General features: G+C 64.0%; 20 protein-coding genes and 2 pseudogenes. 13 read left to right on the top strand and 9 right to left on the bottom strand.

What is annotated here, in order from left to right; translation table 11 throughout:
- Positions 1-88: 88 nt before the first annotated feature.
- On the bottom strand, positions 89-1,000 hold the full coding sequence (locus tag AYJ54_RS33215) for an IclR family transcriptional regulator (RefSeq protein WP_063705763.1): 912 nt from the start codon (positions 998-1,000) through the stop codon (positions 89-91).
- A gap of 225 nt (positions 1,001-1,225) precedes the next feature.
- Here AYJ54_RS33215 and AYJ54_RS33210 point away from each other — a divergent pair, with 225 nt between their 5' ends.
- Genes AYJ54_RS33210 through AYJ54_RS33200 form a run of 3 tightly spaced genes read left to right on the top strand, consistent with a single transcriptional unit; the run spans position 1,226 to position 4,184 of the window.
- Positions 1,226-3,025, top strand: coding sequence for a thiamine pyrophosphate-binding protein (locus AYJ54_RS33210; RefSeq protein WP_063705761.1), 1,800 nt, complete (start codon positions 1,226-1,228; stop codon positions 3,023-3,025).
- A 48-nt stretch (positions 3,026-3,073) separates the two neighbouring features.
- On the top strand, positions 3,074-3,778 hold the full coding sequence (locus tag AYJ54_RS33205; protein WP_082905974.1) for an SDR family oxidoreductase: 705 nt from the start codon (positions 3,074-3,076) through the stop codon (positions 3,776-3,778).
- A gap of 22 nt (positions 3,779-3,800) precedes the next feature.
- Complete coding sequence (locus AYJ54_RS33200; RefSeq protein WP_063705837.1) at positions 3,801-4,184, top strand: cupin domain-containing protein; 384 nt, start codon at positions 3,801-3,803, stop codon at positions 4,182-4,184.
- A gap of 1 nt (position 4,185) precedes the next feature.
- Here the strand turns inward: AYJ54_RS33200 and AYJ54_RS33195 are convergent, their stop codons facing one another.
- Positions 4,186-5,151 carry a lytic transglycosylase domain-containing protein gene (locus AYJ54_RS33195; RefSeq protein WP_063705835.1) on the bottom strand — a complete coding sequence of 322 codons (966 nt, stop codon included), beginning with the start codon at positions 5,149-5,151 and terminating at the stop codon, positions 4,186-4,188.
- A 193-nt stretch (positions 5,152-5,344) separates the two neighbouring features.
- Between AYJ54_RS33195 and AYJ54_RS33190 the strand changes: the two genes are divergently transcribed.
- On the top strand, positions 5,345-6,379 hold the full coding sequence (locus tag AYJ54_RS33190) for a L,D-transpeptidase family protein (RefSeq protein ID WP_063705757.1): 1,035 nt from the start codon (positions 5,345-5,347) through the stop codon (positions 6,377-6,379).
- On the opposite strand, the gene AYJ54_RS33185 is transcribed toward AYJ54_RS33190, so the two are convergent.
- The 3 genes from AYJ54_RS33185 to AYJ54_RS33175 form a co-directional block, all read right to left on the bottom strand.
- The gene (locus AYJ54_RS33185; RefSeq protein WP_063705755.1) at positions 6,376-6,651 is read right to left on the bottom strand and encodes a hypothetical protein; all 276 of its coding nucleotides are present in this window, start codon (positions 6,649-6,651) and stop codon (positions 6,376-6,378) included. The two genes, AYJ54_RS33190 and AYJ54_RS33185, sit on opposite strands and share 4 nt — an antisense overlap.
- Before the next feature lie 78 nt (positions 6,652-6,729).
- The gene (locus AYJ54_RS33180) at positions 6,730-7,587 is read right to left on the bottom strand and encodes a VOC family protein (protein WP_063705753.1); all 858 of its coding nucleotides are present in this window, start codon (positions 7,585-7,587) and stop codon (positions 6,730-6,732) included.
- 158 nt (positions 7,588-7,745) lie between these two features.
- Positions 7,746-8,939, bottom strand: a complete 1,194-nt coding sequence (locus AYJ54_RS33175) for a urate hydroxylase PuuD (protein WP_063705833.1) — start codon at positions 8,937-8,939, stop codon at positions 7,746-7,748.
- 248 nt (positions 8,940-9,187) lie between these two features.
- Between AYJ54_RS33175 and AYJ54_RS33170 the strand changes: the two genes are divergently transcribed.
- Positions 9,188-10,513 carry a PQQ-dependent sugar dehydrogenase gene (locus tag AYJ54_RS33170; RefSeq protein WP_063705751.1) on the top strand — a complete coding sequence of 442 codons (1,326 nt, stop codon included), beginning with the start codon at positions 9,188-9,190 and terminating at the stop codon, positions 10,511-10,513.
- 45 nt (positions 10,514-10,558) lie between these two features.
- On the opposite strand, the gene AYJ54_RS33165 is transcribed toward AYJ54_RS33170, so the two are convergent.
- Genes AYJ54_RS33165 through AYJ54_RS33155 form a run of 3 tightly spaced genes read right to left on the bottom strand, consistent with a single transcriptional unit; the run spans position 10,559 to position 12,761 of the window.
- Positions 10,559-11,359, bottom strand: a complete 801-nt coding sequence (locus AYJ54_RS33165; RefSeq protein WP_063705749.1) for an SDR family NAD(P)-dependent oxidoreductase — start codon at positions 11,357-11,359, stop codon at positions 10,559-10,561.
- Between the two features lies 1 nt (position 11,360).
- Positions 11,361-11,915, bottom strand: a complete 555-nt coding sequence (locus tag AYJ54_RS33160) for a carboxymuconolactone decarboxylase family protein (RefSeq protein ID WP_063705748.1) — start codon at positions 11,913-11,915, stop codon at positions 11,361-11,363.
- Between the two features lie 33 nt (positions 11,916-11,948).
- Positions 11,949-12,761, bottom strand: coding sequence for an SDR family NAD(P)-dependent oxidoreductase (locus tag AYJ54_RS33155; RefSeq protein ID WP_063705746.1), 813 nt, complete (start codon positions 12,759-12,761; stop codon positions 11,949-11,951).
- Positions 12,762-12,996: 235 nt separating this feature from the next.
- Between AYJ54_RS33155 and AYJ54_RS33150 the strand changes: the two genes are divergently transcribed.
- The 4 genes from AYJ54_RS33150 to cyoD are packed head-to-tail and all read left to right on the top strand — an operon-like array spanning position 12,997 to position 16,850.
- Positions 12,997-13,830 carry a cytochrome ubiquinol oxidase subunit II family protein gene (locus tag AYJ54_RS33150; RefSeq protein WP_063705744.1) on the top strand — a complete coding sequence of 278 codons (834 nt, stop codon included), beginning with the start codon at positions 12,997-12,999 and terminating at the stop codon, positions 13,828-13,830.
- Positions 13,820-15,823 carry a cytochrome o ubiquinol oxidase subunit I gene (gene cyoB, locus AYJ54_RS33145; RefSeq protein WP_063705742.1) on the top strand — a complete coding sequence of 668 codons (2,004 nt, stop codon included), beginning with the start codon at positions 13,820-13,822 and terminating at the stop codon, positions 15,821-15,823. The genes AYJ54_RS33150 and cyoB overlap by 11 nt, the downstream gene beginning before the upstream one ends.
- Positions 15,823-16,464, top strand: coding sequence for a cytochrome (ubi)quinol oxidase subunit III (locus AYJ54_RS33140; RefSeq protein ID WP_063705740.1), 642 nt, complete (start codon positions 15,823-15,825; stop codon positions 16,462-16,464). Before cyoB ends, AYJ54_RS33140 begins: the two co-directional genes overlap by 1 nt.
- Positions 16,461-16,850, top strand: a complete 390-nt coding sequence (gene cyoD / locus AYJ54_RS33135; RefSeq protein ID WP_063705739.1) for a cytochrome o ubiquinol oxidase subunit IV — start codon at positions 16,461-16,463, stop codon at positions 16,848-16,850. The genes AYJ54_RS33140 and cyoD overlap by 4 nt, the downstream gene beginning before the upstream one ends.
- Before the next feature lie 219 nt (positions 16,851-17,069).
- On the opposite strand, the gene AYJ54_RS33130 is transcribed toward cyoD, so the two are convergent.
- Complete coding sequence (locus AYJ54_RS33130) at positions 17,070-17,858, bottom strand: thermonuclease family protein (RefSeq protein ID WP_063705737.1); 789 nt, start codon at positions 17,856-17,858, stop codon at positions 17,070-17,072.
- A gap of 203 nt (positions 17,859-18,061) precedes the next feature.
- On the opposite strand from AYJ54_RS33130, the gene AYJ54_RS33125 reads away from it, so the two are divergent.
- From AYJ54_RS33125 to AYJ54_RS33115, 4 genes and pseudogenes are all read left to right on the top strand, one after another.
- Positions 18,062-19,660 (top strand): GMC family oxidoreductase, encoded by a 1,599-nt coding sequence (locus tag AYJ54_RS33125; protein WP_063705736.1) that lies wholly within the window; start codon positions 18,062-18,064, stop codon positions 19,658-19,660.
- Between the two features lie 7 nt (positions 19,661-19,667).
- A pseudogene (locus AYJ54_RS52965) lies at positions 19,668-19,867 on the top strand (hypothetical protein); the annotation flags it as partial.
- A 2-nt stretch (positions 19,868-19,869) separates the two neighbouring features.
- Positions 19,870-20,114: pseudogene (locus AYJ54_RS52960) on the top strand (hypothetical protein); the annotation flags it as partial.
- An 81-nt stretch (positions 20,115-20,195) separates the two neighbouring features.
- Positions 20,196-21,215, top strand: coding sequence for a S1C family serine protease (locus AYJ54_RS33115; RefSeq protein WP_063705733.1), 1,020 nt, complete (start codon positions 20,196-20,198; stop codon positions 21,213-21,215).
- Positions 21,216-21,321 lie beyond the last annotated feature (106 nt).

Here is a 21,321-nt window from a genome sequence, read left to right as displayed (position 1 = left end):
TATTGTGAGAGACGTTTTTCTAATGCTGGAGGACAATCCCGAACGGCATCGCCGGTGTCAACCGGCAAAATCGCCGCCTGCGCGCGTCTCAGGCTTTTTGCGTGAGCGCCTTTTGCGCCGCGCCTTTGGCGCCGAATTCGGCGGACAGGCGGTCTGCTGCAGTTTGCACGACCTGCGCGCTTGCGTGCAGCGCCTGGTTGGAGAGCCGCCAGATCGGGCCGGAAATGCCGAGCGCGCCGATCACCTGGCCGGTGAAATCGGTCACGGGCACGGCGACGCAGCGCACTTCCATGTTGAACTCGCCGTCGTCGAAGGCAACGCCGGTGCGCTGCACCTCGGCGATCTCCCGCATCAGCGCGCCGGCATCGGTGATCGACTTGGGCGTGGACGGCTTCAACTCGGCGCGCTCGAGGAACCGCTTGAGCTGCTCGGGCCGGAGCGAAGCCAGGATGATCTTGCCGAGCGCAGTGCAATGGGCCGGCCGTACCACGCCGACGCGGTCGGTCAGTTGAAACGCGCCGGGGCCGCTGGTGCGGGCGATGACGACCACGGCATCGCCCATGCGCACGGCAAAATGGCTGCTTTCGCTGGTCTGGCGCGACAGCTCCTCCAGCACGGGCGTTGCTACATTGACCATCTCGATCTCGTCGAGCGCGCTGGCCGCGAGTGCGAACAGCGGACGGCCGATGCGGTAGCGCTTGTTGTCTTTCTCCTGGCGAAGGTAGCCGAGCGAGACCAGCGTCTTCGCAAGGTGGAAGGTGGTCGAGTTGTGCAGCCCGACGAGCTTGCTCAATTCCGCAAGCCCAATCCCTTCGCGATGGCGCGCCACCTCTTCGAGTATCGAGAAGGCACGGCCGAGTGACTGAACGCCGCCGCCGCGCTGCTTGTCGTCGGCCTCATCATCGCCATCGGCCTGGGGGGCGGGGACCAGCTTGGCAATCGCGGCCTTGCGCGGGCTCGCGGGTTTCTCGCTGGCGTTGGGCTTGGTGCGCGATCTCAAGGAAGAGGCCCCCTCTGGCAAATCCGTCATGACTCGGTGCTCGACAGTAGCACGCAACCACGCAAGCGTCGGAGCTGCGCGCGCGTTTCCTCCGGAAGAAGACTATCACAATATAAATTGACGTACAGCATTATGAGAAATAGGGTGCCGGCGGCCCAGTGATGACCGGCCGCGTTCTCCGCATCGGTACATAAGAAGACGTCGGGCCGAGAGGGAGACGGGTTGATGTCGCGAAACATGCTCAATGGCGCCCAGGTCATTGTCGACTATCTGATCCAGGAGAAGGTGCCGCAGGTGTTCGGCCTGTGCGGTCACGGCAACATCCAGTTCATCGACGCGCTGTACGAGCGGTCCTCCGAGATCAAGACGATCTCCGTGCATCACGAGAGCGTCGCCGGCTTCATGGCCGACGTCTACTATCGCGTCTCGGGCAAGCCGACGGCGACCTTCACCTCCTGCGGGCCGGGCTCGGCCAATTTGCCGATCTCGCTCGCCAACGCCTTTCTCGACTCCGTGCCGTTCATGGCGATCACAGGCAACGTGCCAACCAGCCAGTTCAATCGCGGCGCCTTCCAGGAAATGTACCGGCACTACCAGGCCGACTTTCCCTCCACCGTGCGCTCAATCTGCAAGAAGGTGTTTCAGCCGACGCGAGGCGAGATGGTGCCACTTGCGGTACGGCAGGCCTGGAAGACCATGGTCACGGGACGGCCGGGCCCCGTCGTGGTCGACGTGCCCTTCGACGTGTTCATGGAATCGGCAGCCGAAGAGGCGCCGAAGGCGATCGAGTGGAATGCGAATATCTCGAGCCGCTGCGGGGCTGATCCCGAGGGCGTCGAGAGAGCGGTCGACATGCTGCTCTCGGCGGAGCGGCCGGTGATGCTGGTCGGGCAGGGCGTGCGCTATGGCGGCGCGGCCGACGAGCTGCGCGAGCTTGCCGAGCGGCTTCAGATTCCGGTTGCGGCGTCGGCGAGCGGCCTCGGCGCGCTCGACGTCAACCATCCGCTCGCGCTCGGCCTCGTCGCGCGTGCCGGGCACTATCAGGCCAATCACGCCGCGCGCCAGGCCGACGTACTGCTCGCGCTCGGCGTCCGCTTCGACGACCGCACGTCGAGCTCTTGGATCCCCGGCTATTCCTTCACGATTCCGCCGACCAAGCTGATCCATGTCGACATCGATCCCGAGGAGATCGGCCGCAACTATCCCGTCGCGCTCGGCCTGATGGCCGACGTTCGTACCTTCCTGCGGCAGGTTCATGCCGAGCTCGATCGCCGCGACAACCTCTTCAAGAAGTCCAACGCACGCAAGAAATGGCTGGCGCAGATCGACACCTATCGCAAGGAGTGGGACAAGCTCGTCGCGCCCGGCTTCTCCGACGATACCACGCCGATCAATCCGCAGCGCGCGGCCGCCGAGATCGACAAGGCGCTGCCCGAGGATGCGATACTGGTTTCCGATATCGGCGTGCATCACAACTGGCTGCTCGGCTTCTGCAAGCCGAAGCGGCCGGACTCACTGATCGGCTCGATGGGTTTCGGCCCGATGGGCTTTGGCGTCGCCGGCGTGATGGGCGCGAAATTCGCGGCGCCCGATCGCCCTTGCGTGTCGGTATGCGGCGACGGCGCCTTCTTCATGCACGCCAACGTGCTGGGTACGGCGGTCGAGTACAATCTGCCCGTGGTCTGGGTGGTCTGGAACAATTACGCCTATGCCTCCATCCGCGGACTTCAGCGCGGCTATCTCGGCGGGCGCGAGCTTGCGACGGACTTCAAGCACCCGGAAACAGGCGAACGCTACAATCCCGACTTTGCCGCGATGGCGCGCTCCTGCGGCGTCGAAGGCGTGCGGGTCGATCGCGCCGGCGACCTCGGTGAAGCGATCCGCAAGGGCATCGCTGCCAACAAGCCGTATCTGATCGACGTCGATATCGCAGCGGACATTAATCCGGCCGGTGCGGGAGTCTGGGAGTTGCCGGGCCTCGGCCAGAGCAAGGCCGGCATCGGCACGCGCTTCCAGCCGGGCTGATCGCGCAGCGTACGGATGAGCAATCAACAAGCTATCGGGGAGATGGAAATGACGCTCGCAGGCAAAAAGGTCGTCGTGATCGGCGGCTCGTCAGGCATTGGCCTTGCCACGGCGGAGCTTGCCAAGACGCAGGGCGCCGACGTCATCATCGCCTCGCGCAGTGCTGCCAAGCTTGATCCCGTCGCCGAGCGGCTGAAGGTGACGGCGATTCCGGCTGATGTCACCAGTGACCAGAGCGTCGCCGATCTGTTTCGCCGCACCGGTCCTGTCGATCACGTCGTGCTGACGGCGGCGCAGCTTCGCACCGGGCCGTTCAAGACGGTTGCGATGGAGGACGTGCGCGCCACGATGGAAGGCAAGTTCTGGGGCGCCTGGCGCGTGGCGCGCGAGGCGGTGATCCGCCCGGGCGGCTCGCTGACGCTTGTCACCGGTTTCCTCAGCGTCCGGCCGCGGCCGAATTCGGCGATCATCAGCGCGGCGAATGGCGCGCTGGAATCGCTCGCGCGAGCACTGGCGCTCGAACTAGCGCCGGTGCGAGTCAACGCCGTTTCGCCAGGCGTGATCGATACGCCGATCCGGGCGGCGATGCCTGAAGAGGCGCGGCGCGAGATGCTGGCCAAGACCGCCGCCGCGTTGCCGGTCGGCCGCGTCGGCATGGCCGATGACATCGCCCAGCAGATCGCAGCCTTCATGACCAACGGCTTCGCCACCGGATCGATCGTCTACATCGACGGCGGGGCGCTGGTGCACTGATTTGCGCGAAAGGAGCACGATCATGGCCGAGGAGAGCAACGGCGCCTTCATCCGCAACATCGCCGAGGTGCCCTGGCGCGAATTCCCGAACCATTTCGGGGGTGCGCTGTCAAAGCCTCTGGTGATGCCGGAGACCGCAGGCTCGCGCCGCATCGACTACCGAATCTCGATGTACCAGCCGATGGCCTATGTGGCGAAGCATCACCATGAGGTGCAGGAGCAGGTCTATCACGTGCTCGAAGGCGAGGGGCTTAGGGAGATTGCGGGCAAGACCCATGTCGTGCGCAAGCATGACGTGATCTTCCTGCCGCCCGGCGTGGAGCATGCCATCTCGAATTCGGGCCTGACCGACCTCGTGTTCCTGGTGGTCACCTCGCCGGTGATCGACGACGAGAAGCCGGTTTGACTTAATCGGAGGAGCGTTCGCGCGACGCGACACGAATGGCGCGCGCCTTCGCGCTCTTACCGGCGGCCCGCGCCGCGATCATGCTGCGCGCCTTGCCGTGGGCCGAAGCTTTCTTCCTGATCAGAGATGCAAATCGCTTGCGCGCACGGTTGGCCGCCAGCCGCGCCTCCAGCTGCGTGGCTTCGGCCTTGCGAACGATGGTGGCGACCGTTGGGGTCAGGTTCACGGGAACCCACGCGACATCCTTTGTCTTGGAGAGATCGCCGACGCCTTCGCATGGGGCTTCACGTGGCAGGTCGATCCGGATCGCGAGAGCCTCGGAGCGCTCGATCCAGTCTTCGGCCTTGGTGCCGGTGATGATCCGGACATAGTCGCGCGTTTCGCGCGGCAGCTCGCTCTCCTTGGCGAGCCATTTCTGGATCCGACCCGGACCCGCATTATAGGCAGCTGCGGCGAGGCCGAGATTGCCGAAATCGTCGCGAAGCTTGCTCAGGAATTTTGCTGATGCGGGCAAAGCCTTCATGGGATCGAAGGGATCGTCGAGCCCGACCTCTGCAGCCGTTTCCGGCATGAACTGCGCGACGCCCTGTGCCCCGGCCTGGCTCACCTCGTTGGAGCGAAAGCGGCTCTCCTGCCAGATCAGGCGCGCGAAGAAGGGCACCGGAATGCCGCTGGTCTCGGCGGCTTGCCTGAGCGCGTGGCAGAATTGATCCATTGGTGAAACCGGCGCGGGCGTGACAGCAGGTTCGCTCTTCTCCTTCGGCATTTCCTCATATGCCGCGCGCGCATTCGCGAGTTCAATGGCCTGCACGCTCGCGAGGAAGAGCTCGACGACCGGAACAAGTGGAGAGGCGCGATCGTTCTGGAGAACGGTTGACTCGAAAGTTGATGCTTGCCGGGACGCCGACGGATCGAGGTCGCACATCAGAAGCAGAAACGCGGCGCAAGCCGCCACGACAAATCGCATTTGCTGGGCAACCTCGAACTGTGGGATGAGCGGCCAGCGATGCGCCGGCGATAAGGACGTCATAATCGTCCGATTGCGGCAAAGCTGCGATCTCTCCGGTTCCGTCAGTGTTACTACGGTGTTCCCGGATACCGGTGTTCCCGAAACGAAACCCGGTGGACTTGCGGATCACTTGCGGATTGGACGCGCGACTATGATGCGATGGATGTTTGGCGCGGTGATTTCGCTGTGGCTCGCCGCTCCAACACTCGCGGGCAATCTTGATGCAGCAGCTGTGAATGATGCTGCGTGTCCTGCAAAGCAGCCCGTCACCGACAAGGTCAACGCATCGGTGGTGAAGCTTCAGGTCCTGCTCGATCGTGCGCAATTCTCTCCCGGCGAGATCGATGGCAGGCTCGGCGAGAACGCACAGAAGGCGCTGAAGGCATTCGCCGAGCAGACCGGAATCCCTTCCGACAAGGCGATCGCGCCGGAACTTTGGGACAAGCTGATTGCGGCGAGCGAAGGGCCCATCGTCGTCGATTACAAGATCGCCGACGCAGACGTGAAGGGGCCTTTCCTGAAAGAACTCCCGGCCACGCTCGACGACATGAAGCCGCGGAATGCGCTGGGCTATGCCAGTCCTCTCGAAGGACTCGCCGAAAAATTCCACATGAGCGAAGAGCTGCTGAAAGCGCTCAATCCAGGCAAGTCTTTCGACAAGGCCGGGGAGACAATCGTCGTTGCGAATGTCTCGGCACGGAGCGAACTGCCGCGCATTGCGCGGCTTGAGGTCGACAAGAAAAATGAAACGTTGAAGGCGTTCAACGCGACCGGTCGTCTGATCGCGTTCTATCCTGCGTCAATCGGCAGCCCGGATCGACCGACACCGAGTGGAACGCTCAAGGTCACAGGGACCAATGACAGGCCGATCTACCACTACAATCCCGACTACAACTTCGATGGCGTCAAATCCAGGGAGCCGTTCGACCTCAAGCCAGGCCCGAATAATCCGCTAGGCGCGTACTGGATCGGCCTGTCCGCACAGGGCTACGGCATCCACGGAACGGCGGAGCCCGACAAGGTCAGCAAATCAGCGTCTCACGGTTGCGTCAGGCTCACCAACTGGGACGTTCGCACGCTCGGTGACAGGGTCAAGCGCGGCACGCCCGTCGTCTTCCTCGATGCGCCGACGGAATCCTCCTCGAAGCAGCAAAGACAACCTGCAGCCAGTCGCGCTTCGAACTAGTCCTTCGGGAAATCCTTGCGCATCGCGATCTCGGCGGCGTCGCCCGGTGACAGCACGGCCTGATCGAAGGCTGCTTGCGGCCTCGTCATGATGTCGTAGAGCGAGATGCCCTTGATCGGCTTGGCCATGAGCTCGCGAACGCACTCGGCGAGCGTGCCGTTATAGACGAGATAAGGCGGGCCTCTGTCCTTTTGCCTCTGTCCCTTCAGCGACGGCCACTTCTTCAGTTCGGCCGGCGCGTCGTAGGCGATCGGCGAGCCTTCTCTAAACATGCGTTTGGCCCCAGGCGGCGTGAATAGCCGGAAATGCTAGGGCCGCCGGGTAAACGCACGTTAAAGATTTAGTTCAAATCAGCCGGCAATGAAGGCGAGCAGGGTGCCGTTGGCCCTGGCCGGCGGCACGCAGATCGCGCTCCCGCTGCGCACGCCTGCCGAGCCCAACGCCTTCTCGGTTTCCGCAAGATCGGAACTGGCGAGCACCAGGGCCGCACCGCCGCGTTCGGAGAGACCTGCCAGCGGGACACCGGGATAGCGGCCGCCAAGCTGATCCAGCGTCAGATAAACGAAATCGGCACGATCGCCGCCGGAGGGCACCGCGACTGCGCCGTCGGCTTCCGTCTTCGGCTCGCGGTCGATCAGCCGCGACAGATGCGCCGCCTCCTTCGCGGGCTCGGGTGTCGCGATCAGCACCTGCTGAATGCGCTTCGCCCCATTGGCGTGCGTCATCAGTTCGGGAATCCACACGGTCTCGCGGGTCTTGTGCTGGCAGGCGAAGATGCGCACGCCGCCGGGTGCTTCCTCGGTTGGCCACATGAAGGTACGGAATTTCGCTGCGGATACCGTGCCGTTCGGCAGCGTGACCGGCCGTTCGAAATCCGTGGGACCGATCGGCGTGAGGCCGCGTGCGCGGATCTCCTCCGCGCCGGCTGAGGAATCGACCGCGGTGAATGCGATGCGTTCGATGCCCTCGCCGCGTTTTTCGAGGAAGGCGCGGGCCGGGGCGTTATGTTCGGTCGGGGCGAGCACGCCGAGCAGCTCCATGTAGTCCGGGTCGAACATGATGGTGTAGTTGCCCGTTCCCATATGCGCGCTGTGGGTGCCGCGCGGCGACACGGTAAAGCCGAGCTGTCTGTAATTCTCGGCAGCCTTGTCGAGGTCCTTCACCATGACCACGGCGTGGTCTACTCCGACGACGTTCTTGAGGGCCACTGTTATTTCCCCGGGCGAGCTAAACTGACTTTGCGGCCGCACGCGCGGCCATCATGCACCTATCTACGATGGATGGACGCGCGAGTCATTTTGAAATCGCCTGCGGAAGTGCAATTTCCTTCCGCGAAACACCGCATCGAGCGTCGCAACGGACCGCGTCAGCGATCCTGCCCGCCGATATAGGCAGCGAGGATCGCGCGCTCCTCGCTGGTCATTTCCGTGATGTTGCCCGGGGGCATCGCGTTGGACCACGCTGCCACGCGGCCGATCAGGCGGATGTTGCGTTGGATGTGCTCGCTGCCGTCGAGCAGGATGCCCTTCGGCGCGGTCACGATGCCCGCCCAGACCGGCTCGGCCGCATGGCACATGCTGCAGCGGGACATCACGATATCCTCGACATTGGCGAGCGTCGGCTGCGCCGACAGCACACCCGTCTTGGCCTCACGCGGGCCGGCCGCGGAGAGCGCGCCGATTGCGATCACGCCAGCTGTCGCCACACCCCACACCCACCATGGCGACCTGCGGCCCGCATGCCGCTCGTTGAAGAAGTGGCGGATCACCGGCCCCAGCGCCAGCACGATCGCGACGATGATCCAGTTGAAGCGGGTGGCGTAGAGCAGGGGATAGTGGTTGCTGATCATCAGCACGACGACGGGGAGCGTCAGATAGTTGTTGTGGACCGAGCGTTCCTTGCTGGTCTTGCCGAGTTTCGGATCGGGCGCCTCGCCGGCGATCAGCGCGGCGACGATCTTCTTCTGGTTCGGGATGATCACCGCGAAGACGTTGGCGACCATGATGGTGCCGATGATCGCCCCGATCTGGTTGAAGGCCCCGCGGCCGCTCAGGACGTGCGTAAAGGCGTAGGTCAGTGCGACCAGGAACACGTAGCCGCCGATGGCAAAGCCGAGCTCACGCTGCCCAAGCCCGGTGCGGCAGGCGATCTCGTAGAGGGCCCACGCCAGCGCAAGGCTGCAGAAGCTGAACAGACCGGCCTGGACCGGCGTCAGGTCAAGGATCGACTTGTCGACCAGGAACAGGTCGGCATCGAGATAATAGACCACCACCATCAGAGCGAAGCCGGAGAGCCAGGTGGTGTAAGCCTCCCATTTGAACCAGGTGAGCTCCTCCGGCATCTGGCTCGGCGCTACCAGATATTTCATGATCCGGTAGAAGCCGCCGCCATGGACCTGCCAGGCCTCGCCCTGCACGCCGTCCGGCAAGTCACGCTGCGGTTTCAGGCTGAGATCGAGATGGATGAAGTAAAAGGAGCTGCCGATCCAGGCGATCGCCGCCACCACGTGCAGCCAGCGGAGCAGCAGGCTCGCCCATTCCGATATGATGGATCCCCACATGATCACCCCATCAGTCGCGACGTCGATGCCGCAGCTTTGATGACCGCGACTGGCGGCCGCACCCTTACAATGTGTCGCACCGATCAGCGGCATTTTCCAGTACGATGGGTCGCGGCTGTTGCACATCGTGCAGGCATGAGCTGACGTGGGATTCGGCATGTGCACGACCTGCCGAGAACGTTCACGGGTCCATCGGCGTTCGGTAGCCGGCGTGAAGTTCCACAAGTCGAGACCGGGAGGAAGACGACGTGAAGAACAGGATCTGGTCCGTGGCGACATTCGTCTGGTCGCTGACCGCCGCCGCGACGACCGCGCGAGCCGAGCTGGTGCTGCAAGGCAAGGACGCCTATGGCAGTTGGCAATCCGACAAGCCCGGTATCGTGAGGCTGATCCGGCCGCAGGATCTCGTCAAGCCCCGCGCCACCCCGTCCTTTGCGAACAGCTCGCGTGTTGTGTCGCGCCCGCCGGAGGCATCCCTGCAAATGCCGGCGGGGTTCAAGATCGAGCTGTTCGCAGAAGGTCTGCGCGGTCCGCGCATCGTGCGTGTTGCGCCGAACGGCGACGTCTTCGTGGCAGAGACGCGGGCAGGCAACATCCGCGTGCTTCGCGCCAGCGAAGGCAAAGTCGCGACCAACGAGGTTTTTGCAAGCGGCCTGAAGCAGCCATTCGGCATCGCCTTCTTTCCCAGTGGCGACAATCCGCAATGGGTCTACGTCGCCAACACCGATAGCGTCGTCCGCTTTCCCTATCAGCCTGGCGATCTCAAGGCACGGGGCAAGCCGGAAACCGTCGTGCCAAGCCTGCCTACCGGCGGCCATTCCACCCGCGACATCGTCTTTACCCCGGACGACAAGCGCATGCTCGTCTCGGTCGGATCGCTCAGCAATGTCGCAGAAGGCATGGGCACTCCGCCGGGCGGATTGGAGGCGTGGTCGCGAACCCAACCGCTCGGCGCGGCCTGGGCGAGCGAGACCGAGCGCGCCGCCGTGCTTGCTTTCAATCCGGATGGCAAGGAGCGGAAGATCTACGCCACCGGCATCCGCAACTGCGTCGGCCTTGCGATCCAGCCGCAGACCGGGCTGCCCTGGTGCTCGACCAACGAACGCGACGGGCTCGGCGACGATCTCGTGCCTGACTACGTGACCAGCGTGAAGGAGGGCGCCTTCTACGGCTGGCCGTGGTTCTATATCGGCAGCAACGAAGACCCGCGCCACCGGCGCGCGCGGCCGGACCTCGAGGACAAGGTGACGGTCCCCGACGTGCTGGTGCAGCCGCATTCCGCTTCCATGGGCATGACATTCTACCAGGGCACTCAGTTTCCGGCCGAGTATCGGGGCGACGCCTTCGCCGCCCAGCATGGCTCCTGGAACAGATCGAAGCGCACCGGCTACAAGGTCATCCGCATCAGGGTGAAGGACGGCAAGCCGACCGGCGAATACGAGGATTTCGTCACTGGCTTCGTCATCAACGACAGGGACGTCTGGGGTCGGCCGGTTGGAGTCGCGGTGGCGAAAGATGGCTCACTGTTGGTGTCGGAAGATGGCAACGGCACGATCTGGCGGGTGACACATTGAGAGTTCACCCTCCCCTGGAGGGCAGGGGAATCGCGTCGAGCCAGCTTACCCCCGTCTCACGCTGGCCCCGCCATCCACCGGCAACGTCACGCCGGTGATGAAGTTGGCTTCATCGGAGGCCAGGAACAGCGCGGCGTTGGCGACGTCCCATCCGGTTCCCATCTTCTTCCGCAGCGGCACCTTGCTGTCGCGCTCGGCTTCGACCTCGGCGCGGGTCTTGTGCCATTCGCGGGCGCGGGTATCGACCGCCATCGGCGTGTTCATCAGGCCCGGCAGAATGACGTTGGCACGGATGCCGTATTCCGCATTCTGGTAGGCGAGCTGTTCGGTGAAGGCGATCATCGCCGATTTCGTCGCCTTGTAGGCGACGTAAGGATAGGTGGTGATCGCCGCCATCGAGGAGATGTTGATGATTGCGCCGCTTCTCTGCGCGCGCATCACCGGAATCACCTCCTTCGCCGCCAGGATGCAGCTCTTCAGGTTGATGGCGACGACGCGGTCGAACGCCTCTTCGGTCAGCTGAAGCAGCTCGGCATCGCCGCCGGAAAGGCTGACGCCGACATTGTTGTGCAGCACGTCGATCCGGCCCCAGCGCGCCTGCGCGTCCGCGACCATCGCCTTGATGTCGGCCGATTTGGTAACATCCGCCTTGAAAGCCGCGGCGGTGCCTTGCTTCGCGGCGATCATCGCGACGGTTTCCCGGGCCGAGTCGAGATGATGATCGACGCAAAGCACCTTCGCGCCCTCGCGCGCGAAGGTGAGCGCGGTGGCGCGGCCGTTGCCCATGCCTTCGCCGGGGCTTTGCCCGGCGCCCACCACGATGGCGACTTTATCCTTCAAGCGCATGTCAGTTCACTCCCGGGATCGGGTACTGCTGGAGTACCTCTTTGTAATAGGGCTCGTTGTCGATCTTCATGGTGGCGAGCACGCGCACCACACCGCAATAGAAGGCGATGGTCAGGACGAGGTCGACCATGTGCTCGTCGGAGAGATGTTGCTTGATGTCGGCAAAGGTCGCGTCCGACATCGCGAGCTGGCGTACCATCTCGCGAGCGCCTTTCAGGATCGCCTTGGCGAGCGGCTCCAGTTTCGAGGGTTTGCCTGCCGTCTCCGCGATCAGGCCCGCGATGTCCTCATCGGTGACGCCGAACTCCTTGCCGATTTTCACATGATGGGTGAACTCGTACTCCGATTTCTCCATCCAGCCGACCTGAAGGATCGCGAGCTCCCGCAATCGCGGATCGAGCTTGCTCTTGAAGCGGATGTAGCCGCCGACGCCGTTGAAGGCGCGCGCCATGTCCGGCGAGTTGACGAGCAGCTTGTGCAGATTGGTGTTGCGCTTGAGCATGTCGCGGTATTCGGGCGCGACCTGGTCGGCCTCGAGGTAGGGCAGGCGAGCCATCCCTGTGTTTCCTTTCTGTCGTGTTCTTGCCTGTTAGTGTTCCTGTGACTCGCGTTCGGGAGCTTGCAACGTCACGCCGCCGTCGACCACGAGTACCTGGCCGGTGATGTAGCGCGCAAAGTTGCTGAGCAGGAATTTGACGGCGTGGCCGACGTCCCAACCGGTGCCTTCCACCTTCAGAAGCGAGGCCTTGGCGCGATTGGCGCGTGCCTGCTCGCTCATGCCGCGGGCATAGACCATCGGCGTGTACATCGGCCCGGGGCAGATGCAGTTGACGCGGATGTTGTCGCGGCCGTGGTCGACCGCCATGGCGCGGGTCAGTCCGATGATGGCGGCCTTGGACGTCGTGTAGGTCGTGAGCCCGCGCGGCCTGAGCGCCGAGATCGAGGAGATGTTGACGATCGCACCGCCCTGCGCGGTCTTGATCATGGCGGGAATCGCGTGCTTCGAGAGCAGGAACATGGTCTCGACATTGACCTGCATCACCCGTCGATACTGTTCGACAGACTCGTCGACCACGTTGCCGCGGCTGCCGATGCCGACATTGTTGTCGAGAAGATCGAGCCGGCCCCAGCGATCGAGCGCGGCTTCGACCAGATGCCTGCAGTCGTCCTCGCTGGTGACGTCGCCGCCATGGGCCGCGGCCGTGCCGCCCTCGGCTGAGATCATCTCGACCGTGCGTTCGGCGAGCCTGAGGTCGCGATCGGCCACCAGCACCCTGGCGCCGGCGCGGGCCAGCAGGATTGCGGCGGCGCGGCCGTTGCCGATGCCATCGCCCGCGGCGCCGCCGCCGCTGATCAGCGTCACCTTGCCGGCGAGGCCGGCGTCCTCTTCCGCCCGTTGCATGTCGCTTCGTCCCGCTGTTTTTTGCTAACGATAGCAATGGACAGGAGGAGAGAGAAGGCCGGCGGTCCCGCGCTCATGTCATTGACATCGCATGGAATTGCATGCCGACACGGGACTGGGCGCACGGTTGATTGCGCGGGGCGAGGAACCGTCTTCACACAACTGCGTTTTGGTCGCGGGGACTTTTTCACGCTACGCTCTTCCTCGGGGCTTCCCAACCGCCAGTGGCTTGCCGATGAATCTGCTCGATCCACAAGGGCCTGTGGCTGTTGCGAACAGCCAAATCCTGGTCGACTCCGTCTTCATCATGCTTGTGATCGTGGTGCCGACCATCATCGCGATCCTCGCGTTCGCCTTCTGGTTTCGTGCCTCCAATCGGCGGGCGCATTACCAGCCCGACTTCGTCTATTCCGGTCGCGTCGAGATGGTGGTGTGGGCGATCCCCGCGCTCACCGTCATCCTGCTCGGCGGCGTCGCCTGGATCGGCTCGCATCAGCTCGACCCCGCAGCGCCGGTGCCGGGCACCGGCAGCCCTGTGCGGATCCAGGCCGTCTCTCTCGATTGGAAATGGCTGTTCATCTATCCGGACCAGCGCATCGCCACCGTCAACACGCTGACGGTGCCGGCCGGCGCCGAGCTGAATTTCCAGCTCACATCGTCGAGCGTAATGAACGTGTTCTTCATCCCGCAGCTCGGCAGCATGATCTATACCATGAACGGCATGGTGACGCGGCTGAACCTGCGCGCCGACAATGAGGGCAAGCTCCAGGGACTGTCGGCGCATTTTTCCGGCGACGGCTTCCCCGACATGATGTTCGACGTCAACGTGATCTCGCCGCTCGCCTTTCCTGACTGGGTGGCGACCACGGCGAAGACCGATTCCGTGCTCAACGAAGACAGCTACAAAAAGCTGATGGAGCAGGGCATCGAGAGGGGCAGGCCGACCTACCGGCTCGAGGATCCCCGCCTGTTCGACCTGATTGCGACCCAGCACATTCCGCCCGGACCCGGCCCGCAGATCGCATCCGGGGCGGGCCGGCCGCGCAGTGGAGGCCTTGATGCTCGGTAAGCTCGATTGGTCAGCGATCCCGTTCGACCAGCCGATCCCTCTTGTCGCGGGCGCGATGGTGCTGGTCGCGATCCTGGGTGTGCTGACCTGGGTCGTGGTGAAAGGGCATCTGCCCTATCTTTGGCACGAATGGATCACCAGCGTCGATCACAAGCGCATCGGCGTCATGTATGTGCTGCTGGCCTCGGTGATGCTGCTGCGCGGCGGCAGCGACGCCATCATGATGCGGGTTCAGCAGGCGATCGCCTACCAGTCGCAGGGCTACCTTCCGCCGGAGCATTACAACCAGATCTTCTCGGCCCACGGCACCATCATGATCTTCTTCGTGGCGATGCCGTTCGTGATCGGGCTGATGAACCTGGTCGTGCCGCTTCAGCTTGGCGTGCGCGACGTCGCGTTTCCGACGCTCAATTCGGTCGGCTTCTGGTTGACCGCGACAGGGGCGCTGCTGGTCAATGTCTCGCTTGTGGTCGGCGAATTCTCGCGTACCGGCTGGCTCGCCTTTCCGCCGCTGTCGGGGCTGACCTATTCGCCGGGCGTCGGCGTCGACTACTATGCCTGGTCGCTCCAGATATCCGGCATCGGCACGCTGGTGGCCGGCATCAACCTCGTGACCACCGTGCTGAAGCTGCGCACCAGAGGCATGAACTATCTGCGCATGCCGATGTTCTGCTGGACGACGCTGGCCTCGAACCTGCTGATCGTCGCAGCCTTCCCGATCCTCACGGCCACGCTCGCGATGCTGCTGCTCGACCGCTATCTCGGCTTCCACTTCTTCACCAACGAGGCCGGCGGCAACGTCATGATGTTCATGAACCTGATCTGGGCCTGGGGACATCCGGAGGTCTACATCCTCGTGCTGCCGGCCTTTGGCATCTTTTCCGAGGTGGTGTCGACCTTCTCTGGCAAGGCGCTGTTCGGCTATCGCTCGATGGTGCTCGCCACCATGGCGATCTGCGTCATCTCCTTCATGGTCTGGCTGCATCACTTCTTCACGATGGGCGCGGGTCCCGACGTCAACGCCATCTTCGGCATCGCCAGCATGATCATCGCGGTGCCGACTGGAGTGAAGATCTACAACTGGCTGTTCACGATGTATGGCGGCCGCATCCGCTTCGCGACGCCGATGCTGTGGGCCGTCGGCTTCATGGTCACCTTCATCATCGGTGGGTTGACGGGCGTGCTCGTTGCGGTGCCGCCTGCCGACTTCCTCCTCCACAACAGCATGTTCCTGGTGGCGCACTTCCACAACGTCATCATCGGCGGCGTACTGTTCGGTGCCTTTGCTGGCTTCGAATACTGGTTTCCGAAGGCCTTCGGCTTCCGCCTCGATGAACGCTGGGGCAAGCTGGCTTTCTGGTTCACCTTCACCGGCTTCTACATCACTTTCATGCCGCTCTATATCGCGGGCATGCTGGGCATGACGCGGCGCTTGCAGCATTACGACGTCGCGGCCTGGCGGCCATGGATGTTCGTGGCGGCGATCGGCATGGCGGTGCTGTCGATCGGCGTCATCTGCCAGGTCATGCAGCTCGTGGTCAGCATTCGCAACCGCGAAGCCTTGCGCGACCGTACCGGCGATCCCTGGGACGGCCGCTCACTGGAATGGGCAACATCGTCGCCGCCGCCCGTTTTCAATTTCGCCTTCCATCCCGACGTGCGCGGCGAGGACGCTTATTGGGACCTGAAGACCCACGCCAAGCAGCAATTGCTCGGGCATCATCCCGAGCCGGAATATCAGGACATCGAGATGCCGAAGAACTCGCCGACCGGATTCGTCTGCGCGTTCTTCGCCACCATCATGGGCTTCGCGCTGATCTGGCACATCTGGTGGATGGTGATTTTGGGCGGCCTCGGCGCGTTCGCGACCTTCGTCGTGTTCGCCTGGCGCGACCATGACGAATACGTCATTCCTGCCGCAGAGGTCGCTCGCATCGACGGCGTCAATCTGGAGGAACGGCGCAGTCTCGTCAGCATGGCGGGGTCGATCTGATGTCGATGACCGCAACTGTCGGCCGAGGGCGCGCCGATCCTCACCATATCGGCCGTGCCATCGAGCATCCCGGGCCGGCATCAAAACGCATCGTGACGGCGTACGGCTTCTGGGTCTTCCTGCTCTCCGATATCGTGATGTTCTCCTGCTTCTTCGCGGCCTATGCGGTGCTGGTGGGCCAGACCGCCGATGGCCCGAAAGGCTCAGAGATTTTCGAGCATAGGAACGTAGCGATCGAGACGGTCTGCCTGCTGCTGTCGAGCTTCACCTGCGGCATGGCGAGCATTGCGGCCGATGTGCGCAACCGGTTCTGGTTCTACCTAGGCATGGCCGTGACCTGCTTGCTGGGGCTCGTGTTCCTGACCATTGAGTTCCGTGAATTCGCCAATCTCGTGTCCCGTGGTTACGGGCCGTCGCGCAGCGCATTCCTGACCGCGTTCTTCTCGCTCGTCGGATGCCACGGCCTGCACGTCTCTGCCGGCGTGCTGTGGCTGCTCACCATGATGGCGCAGGTCTTCGCCAAGGGCTTTCGCGCCGACATCCTGCGCCGGATGATGTGCTTTGCGCTGTTCTGGCACGCGCTCGACATCATCTGGGTCGCGGTCTTCTCCGTCGTCTACCTGCTTGGGAGTAGCGTATGAGCGATCAGACGCACATGCCGGTCCAACACGACCTCGCACCGGGCGAGGAAGAACAACACAGTGTCGGCGAGCGGATCATCGGCTATGTCGTCGGCCTCGTCCTGGCGCTGCTTCTGACGGCGATGTCGTTCTTCATCGCCGGTACAGACCTGGTCTGGCAGCCTTCCATTCCCGTCGCGCTGATCGTGCTCGCGATCGCGCAGATGGGCGTTCATCTCGTGTTCTTCCTGCACATCACGACGGGCCCGGACAACACCAACAACGTGCTGGCCCTCGCCTTCGGCCTCCTGATCGTCTTCCTGGTCGTTGGCGGAACGGTCTGGATCATGGCGCATCTGAATCAGAACATGCCGCCGATGGACCAGATCATGCAGATGCGCAGCTAGCGCAGGGAAGAAAAAGAGCCGCTTGTGATGAACAAGCGGCCCAAGTCTAGGGAGGAAACGCCCAAGCAAAAACAATCGGGCCGGAGCCGGATTGCTGCCAAGGAAGCGCTAGCACCAAGTGCTACCGCACTCTTATGAGATGCAGAAACTGCCAATAGGGTTCAATTCCGGATCAATACTGTCTTCGGCTACCGCTCACACCTGCGTGAGGCGACCCTCTCAGTTCGGCCGGCGGCAATTATACGCCTTGCGGAAGCCGGCTGCCTGCGCGTCGTCCTCCGAGCAGAACCAGCGGTCCGGTTTCGTCGTCGCCGGATAGCTCGGGCAGCCCCGCAAATGATAGATGCCGATATTGCCGGTGACGCGGGCGCGCACCGCGAGCTTGCCCTTGATGCTGCAACTCGGCGGCATCGTCAGCTCCTCCGGAAACAGCACCGCACGAATCTCCTTGTCGCGATCGGGGCGGCAGGCGGCCCCCAGAAGCTGGCCGTCCTTCTTGCCGGCGCGGAATTCTTGCGGTGCAACAAAGCAGCCCTTCCAGATGCCGGCCGAGGCCGTCTTGGCGTCGGCCGCCGCCGGCTTGACGTTGGCCTTGATGGGCTCGCGCGCGATGGCAAAGCCGAGCCGGACCAGTTGCTCGTTCAACGTGACCTTGTCGCCCTCGGCCGTGCAGATCGCGCGGTGCCGTTTGCCAAAATGTTTCTCCGGCCCGACGTCGTCGCAGCGAACGGTCCGGCCGCCGATCAGCTTCGTCAGCTGGTCGCGGGCCTCCAGCCCGCAGGTCCAGGGATCGGCGTGATCGTCGATGCAGACCTGGTCCAGTTCCGGCGCGTCGACGCCATCGAGCCGGTAGGTCACGTCGCCAAGCTGGATGGAGTTGGCATCCCGCACGGTCGCCGTGGCGGTCAGCGCGAGGCCTGGTCCGGAGGTGGCCAGAAATCCCGACAGAGCGAAAAATAAAACAAACGCGAAAGCGCGGGCGGCGGCAAAGGAATTTTGGAAGGACATGCGGTCTCGCTATCGATTGCTCTTGCTCCTCGTTCCTAGCATCCAGACATGGCAACACCAATGGTCTGCGCTGTGCGAAGTGGGACATTCGCGCGCCACACCTTTACTCGCCGGCTACTCTGCCCCTATCGTTTGCGGCTGCAAACAAGCTGCGAAAGGCCGAATCGCCCGGGAAGCGGCGAGGGCGGGAGGACAATGTTTCGATGAAAGACCCCGTGGACGTCCTGATCATCGGCGCGGGCGCTTCGGGCGCCGCCGTCGCCTGGTCGCTGGCCGAGACCAAGATGCACATTCTCTGCCTGGAGCAGGGCGGCTGGATGAACCCCGCGGAATATCCGAGCACGGGCAGGGACTGGGAGGCAAAATTCTACGGCGAGTGGTCGAGCAGTCCGAACGTCCGCGGCCGGCCCGAGGACTATCCCATCAACGACGACAATTCGCCGATCAAGGTCGTCAACTACAACGCGGTCGGCGGCTCGACGGTGATGTACACCGCGCACTGGCCGCGACTGCATCCGTCCGATTTCAGGGTGAAGACGCTCGACGGCGTCGCCGACGACTGGCCGATCGACTACGACATGCTGGAGCCGTTCTTTGAGGAGAACGACCGGATCATGGGCACGTCCGGCCTGTCAGGCGATCCGCTGTCGCCGCTGACGCATCCGCCGATGCCGCCGCAGCCGCTCGGGCTGTCCGGCCCGCTCATCGGCAAGGCCATGAACAAGCTCGGCTGGCACTGGTGGCCGTCGGACACCACGGTCGCGACGATGGACTATGAGGGCCGGGCGCGCTGCATCAATCTCGGCCATTGCACGCCGGCCTGCGCGCAAGGCGCCAAATCCTCGACCGACATCACCTACTGGCCGCACGCAATCCGCGCCGGCGTCGAGCTGCGCATCCATTGCCGGGTGCGCGAGATCACGACCGACGAGAACGGCATGGCCTCGGGCGTGGTCTATTACGACAAGGATGGCGTCGAGCAGTTTCAGCCCGCGCATGTCGTCGTCATCGCCTGCAATGGCGTTGGCACGCCGCGGCTCTTGCTGAACTCCGCGTCGGGGCGCTTCCCGAACGGTCTCGCCAATTCGTCGGGCCTGGTCGGCAAGAACCTGATGTTCCACCCTTACGCGCAGATCTACGGCTACGTGAACGAGCCGACCGATTCCAATCGCGCGCCGCCGACCTGCCTGTGGAGCAAGGAATTCTACGACACAGATTTGTCGCGCGGCTTCGTGCGCGGCTACGGCATCCAATTCGTGCGCGGCGCAGGGCCGGTGTTCGAGGCCGTCGTGAGCGAGCAGAAGGGCATTCTGCCGTGGGGCGCCGATCACCACCGCGTCTTCCGCAAGCTCAACGGCCACCGGCTCGGCGTCTCCGCGATCTGCGAGGACCTGCCGGAGGAGCACAATTGCGTCACGCTCGATCCGGTGCTGAAGGACAGCCACGGCATTCCCGCGCCGCGGATCGACTACACGATCAGCGAGAACAGCCGGAAGATGATGGAGCATGCGCTCGCCCGCGGCCGCGAGGTTCTCGAAACCGCCGGTGCGACCGATATCTGCATCAATTCGCCGATCCCGTGGGGCGGCTGGCACCTGCTCGGTACCGCGCGGATGGGCACCAACCCCGAGCGCTCCGTGGTCAACGAATGGGGCCGCTCGCACGACGTGAAGAACCTCTTCATCGTCGACGGCAGCGTCTTCGTCACCTCGGGCGGGGTCAACCCGACCTCGACCATCCAGGCCATCGCGCTCTACGTCGCCGACCAGATGAAGCAGCGCCTCGCCAATTTGTTCGACTGAGGCCGTTATGTCCGCAGACAATCAACTCACGCGCGCCCAACGCGACGATCTCCGCACCGTCGCGGCGATGATCATTCCGGCCAGCGACGAGTACAAGGTGCCCGGCGCCGACGATCCTGCAATCCAGGCCGACATGTTGGCGACGCTTGGCCGCGACACGGCGCTGGTGTGTCAGGCGCTGGACCATCTGGCGCGGCTGGCCGGCCANNTCGCCGAGCTTGATGCGGCGAGGCGCGATGCGGTCGCGCAGGAGTTTCGCAGCTCGGGCGGAGCCGCCGCCGCGACCCTCGTCCGCGTGGTGCTGCAATGCTACTACCGCGACGACCGCGTGCTGCGCTCGCTCGGGCTCGAACTGCGCGCGCCGTTCCCCAAGGGCCATGTGCTGGAGGACGGCGATTGGTCGCTGCTCAATCCGGTCAGGGCAAGGCCTACAAGCCTCAGGCGGGCGCCCTAGCAGCCCAGCCTGCGACCCAAGCGGACCACTTGCGCGAGAGGGAACAGGCCACCATCTGTGTGAGCCTCAAGGATTCTCGCCATGTTGGATTTTACCTCAGATATCGCCGATGACGGCCTGTCATCGCGAACCACAGCGGCTGCCCCGGACAATGACCGGGTCCTGCTGGACGCCTACTCCAATGCCGTGATCGACGTGACCGACCGCGTCGGCCCTGCCGTCGTGCGGGTCGAGACCGGGCCAAAGGTGCCGAACGGCCGCGAGCGCGGCGGGCTCGGCTCGGGCATCGTGATCTCGCCGGACGGCCTCGTCCTCACCAACAGCCACGTGGTCGGAGCCTCCAAGGAGATCCGGCTGCGGGACGTCGAGGGCCATGTTGGCGACGCCCGGGTGCTCGGCGTCGACCCCGACACCGACCTTGCGCTGCTGCGGGCCAACGGCGTCCGCGATTTGCCCTATGCCGCGCTCGGCAATTCCAAGACTTTGCGGCGCGGCCAGCTCGTGATTGCGATCGGCAATCCGCTCGGCTTCGAATCGACCGTGACGGCCGGCGTGGTCTCGGCACTCGGGCGCTCGATCCGCTCGGTCAGCGGACGCACGATCGAGGACGTGATCCAGACCGATGCTGCGCTCAACCCCGGCAATTCCGGCGGGCCGCTGGTGTCGTCGAATTCCGAGGTGATCGGCATCAACACCGCCATCATCAGCGGCGCGCAGGGCATCTGCTTCGCGGTCGCCAGCAACACCGCGAAGTTCGTGCTGTCGGAGATCATCCGCCACGGCTATGTCCGCCGTGCCTATATCGGCGTCGCCGGACAGACTGCGCCGATCCCGCGGCGGCACGCGGTGCTGGCCAGCGTCGAGAACAAGATGGGCGCGCTGCTGATGCAGATCGAGCCGGACGGCCCGGCGGCGAAGGCGGGCCTGCTGCCCGGCGACGTCGTGATCAGGCTCGACGGCGTCGAGATCAACGGCGTCGACGATCTGATCCGGGTGCTCGACCGCGACCGGATCGGCCGGCGGCTTGCCATGGACGTGCTGCGGCTCGGCCGCCTACGGGCGATCGACATCGATCCGGTCGAGCGCAAGCCGGCGCGCTGAACTTTGGTTGGCTTTGTGCGCGCTTACGACGCACTTCACCTCTCCCCGCTGGGGAGAGGTGAAGCGGCATCGCGCTATAGCCTGTCTCCACCTGGACAAGGTATGA

The sequence above is a fragment of the Bradyrhizobium centrolobii genome, from assembly GCF_001641635.1.
In the GTDB taxonomy this organism is placed as follows: Bacteria; Pseudomonadota; Alphaproteobacteria; order Rhizobiales; family Xanthobacteraceae; genus Bradyrhizobium; species Bradyrhizobium centrolobii.
The sequence above is the reverse complement of the archived record's forward strand: the minus strand, read 5'-3'. Positions and strand labels throughout refer to the sequence as shown.

What these genes read in the sequence shown, in the direction of transcription:
- AYJ54_RS33165 (WP_063705749.1), bottom strand. Translation starts at nt 11,359, where the DNA reads ATGCGCTTGAAGGATAAAGTCGCCATCGTGGTGGGCGCCGGGCAAAGC.
- AYJ54_RS33205 (WP_082905974.1), top strand. Translation starts at nt 3,074, where the DNA reads ATGACGCTCGCAGGCAAAAAGGTCGTCGTGATCGGCGGCTCGTCAGGC.
- AYJ54_RS33155 (WP_063705746.1), bottom strand. Translation starts at nt 12,761, where the DNA reads ATGCAACGGGCGGAAGAGGACGCCGGCCTCGCCGGCAAGGTGACGCTG.
- AYJ54_RS33190 (WP_063705757.1), top strand. Translation starts at nt 5,345, where the DNA reads ATGATGCGATGGATGTTTGGCGCGGTGATTTCGCTGTGGCTCGCCGCT.
- cyoD (WP_063705739.1), top strand. Translation starts at nt 16,461, where the DNA reads ATGAGCGATCAGACGCACATGCCGGTCCAACACGACCTCGCACCGGGC.
- AYJ54_RS33160 (WP_063705748.1), bottom strand. Translation starts at nt 11,915, where the DNA reads ATGGCTCGCCTGCCCTACCTCGAGGCCGACCAGGTCGCGCCCGAATAC.
- AYJ54_RS33125 (WP_063705736.1), top strand. Translation starts at nt 18,062, where the DNA reads ATGAAAGACCCCGTGGACGTCCTGATCATCGGCGCGGGCGCTTCGGGC.
- cyoB (WP_063705742.1), top strand. Translation starts at nt 13,820, where the DNA reads ATGCTCGGTAAGCTCGATTGGTCAGCGATCCCGTTCGACCAGCCGATC.
- AYJ54_RS33200 (WP_063705837.1), top strand. Translation starts at nt 3,801, where the DNA reads ATGGCCGAGGAGAGCAACGGCGCCTTCATCCGCAACATCGCCGAGGTG.
- AYJ54_RS33195 (WP_063705835.1), bottom strand. Translation starts at nt 5,151, where the DNA reads ATGCGATTTGTCGTGGCGGCTTGCGCCGCGTTTCTGCTTCTGATGTGC.
- AYJ54_RS33150 (WP_063705744.1), top strand. Translation starts at nt 12,997, where the DNA reads ATGAATCTGCTCGATCCACAAGGGCCTGTGGCTGTTGCGAACAGCCAA.
- AYJ54_RS33130 (WP_063705737.1), bottom strand. Translation starts at nt 17,858, where the DNA reads ATGTCCTTCCAAAATTCCTTTGCCGCCGCCCGCGCTTTCGCGTTTGTT.
- AYJ54_RS33140 (WP_063705740.1), top strand. Translation starts at nt 15,823, where the DNA reads ATGTCGATGACCGCAACTGTCGGCCGAGGGCGCGCCGATCCTCACCAT.
- AYJ54_RS33185 (WP_063705755.1), bottom strand. Translation starts at nt 6,651, where the DNA reads ATGTTTAGAGAAGGCTCGCCGATCGCCTACGACGCGCCGGCCGAACTG.
- AYJ54_RS33115 (WP_063705733.1), top strand. Translation starts at nt 20,196, where the DNA reads ATGTTGGATTTTACCTCAGATATCGCCGATGACGGCCTGTCATCGCGA.
- AYJ54_RS33175 (WP_063705833.1), bottom strand. Translation starts at nt 8,939, where the DNA reads ATGTGGGGATCCATCATATCGGAATGGGCGAGCCTGCTGCTCCGCTGG.
- AYJ54_RS33210 (WP_063705761.1), top strand. Translation starts at nt 1,226, where the DNA reads ATGTCGCGAAACATGCTCAATGGCGCCCAGGTCATTGTCGACTATCTG.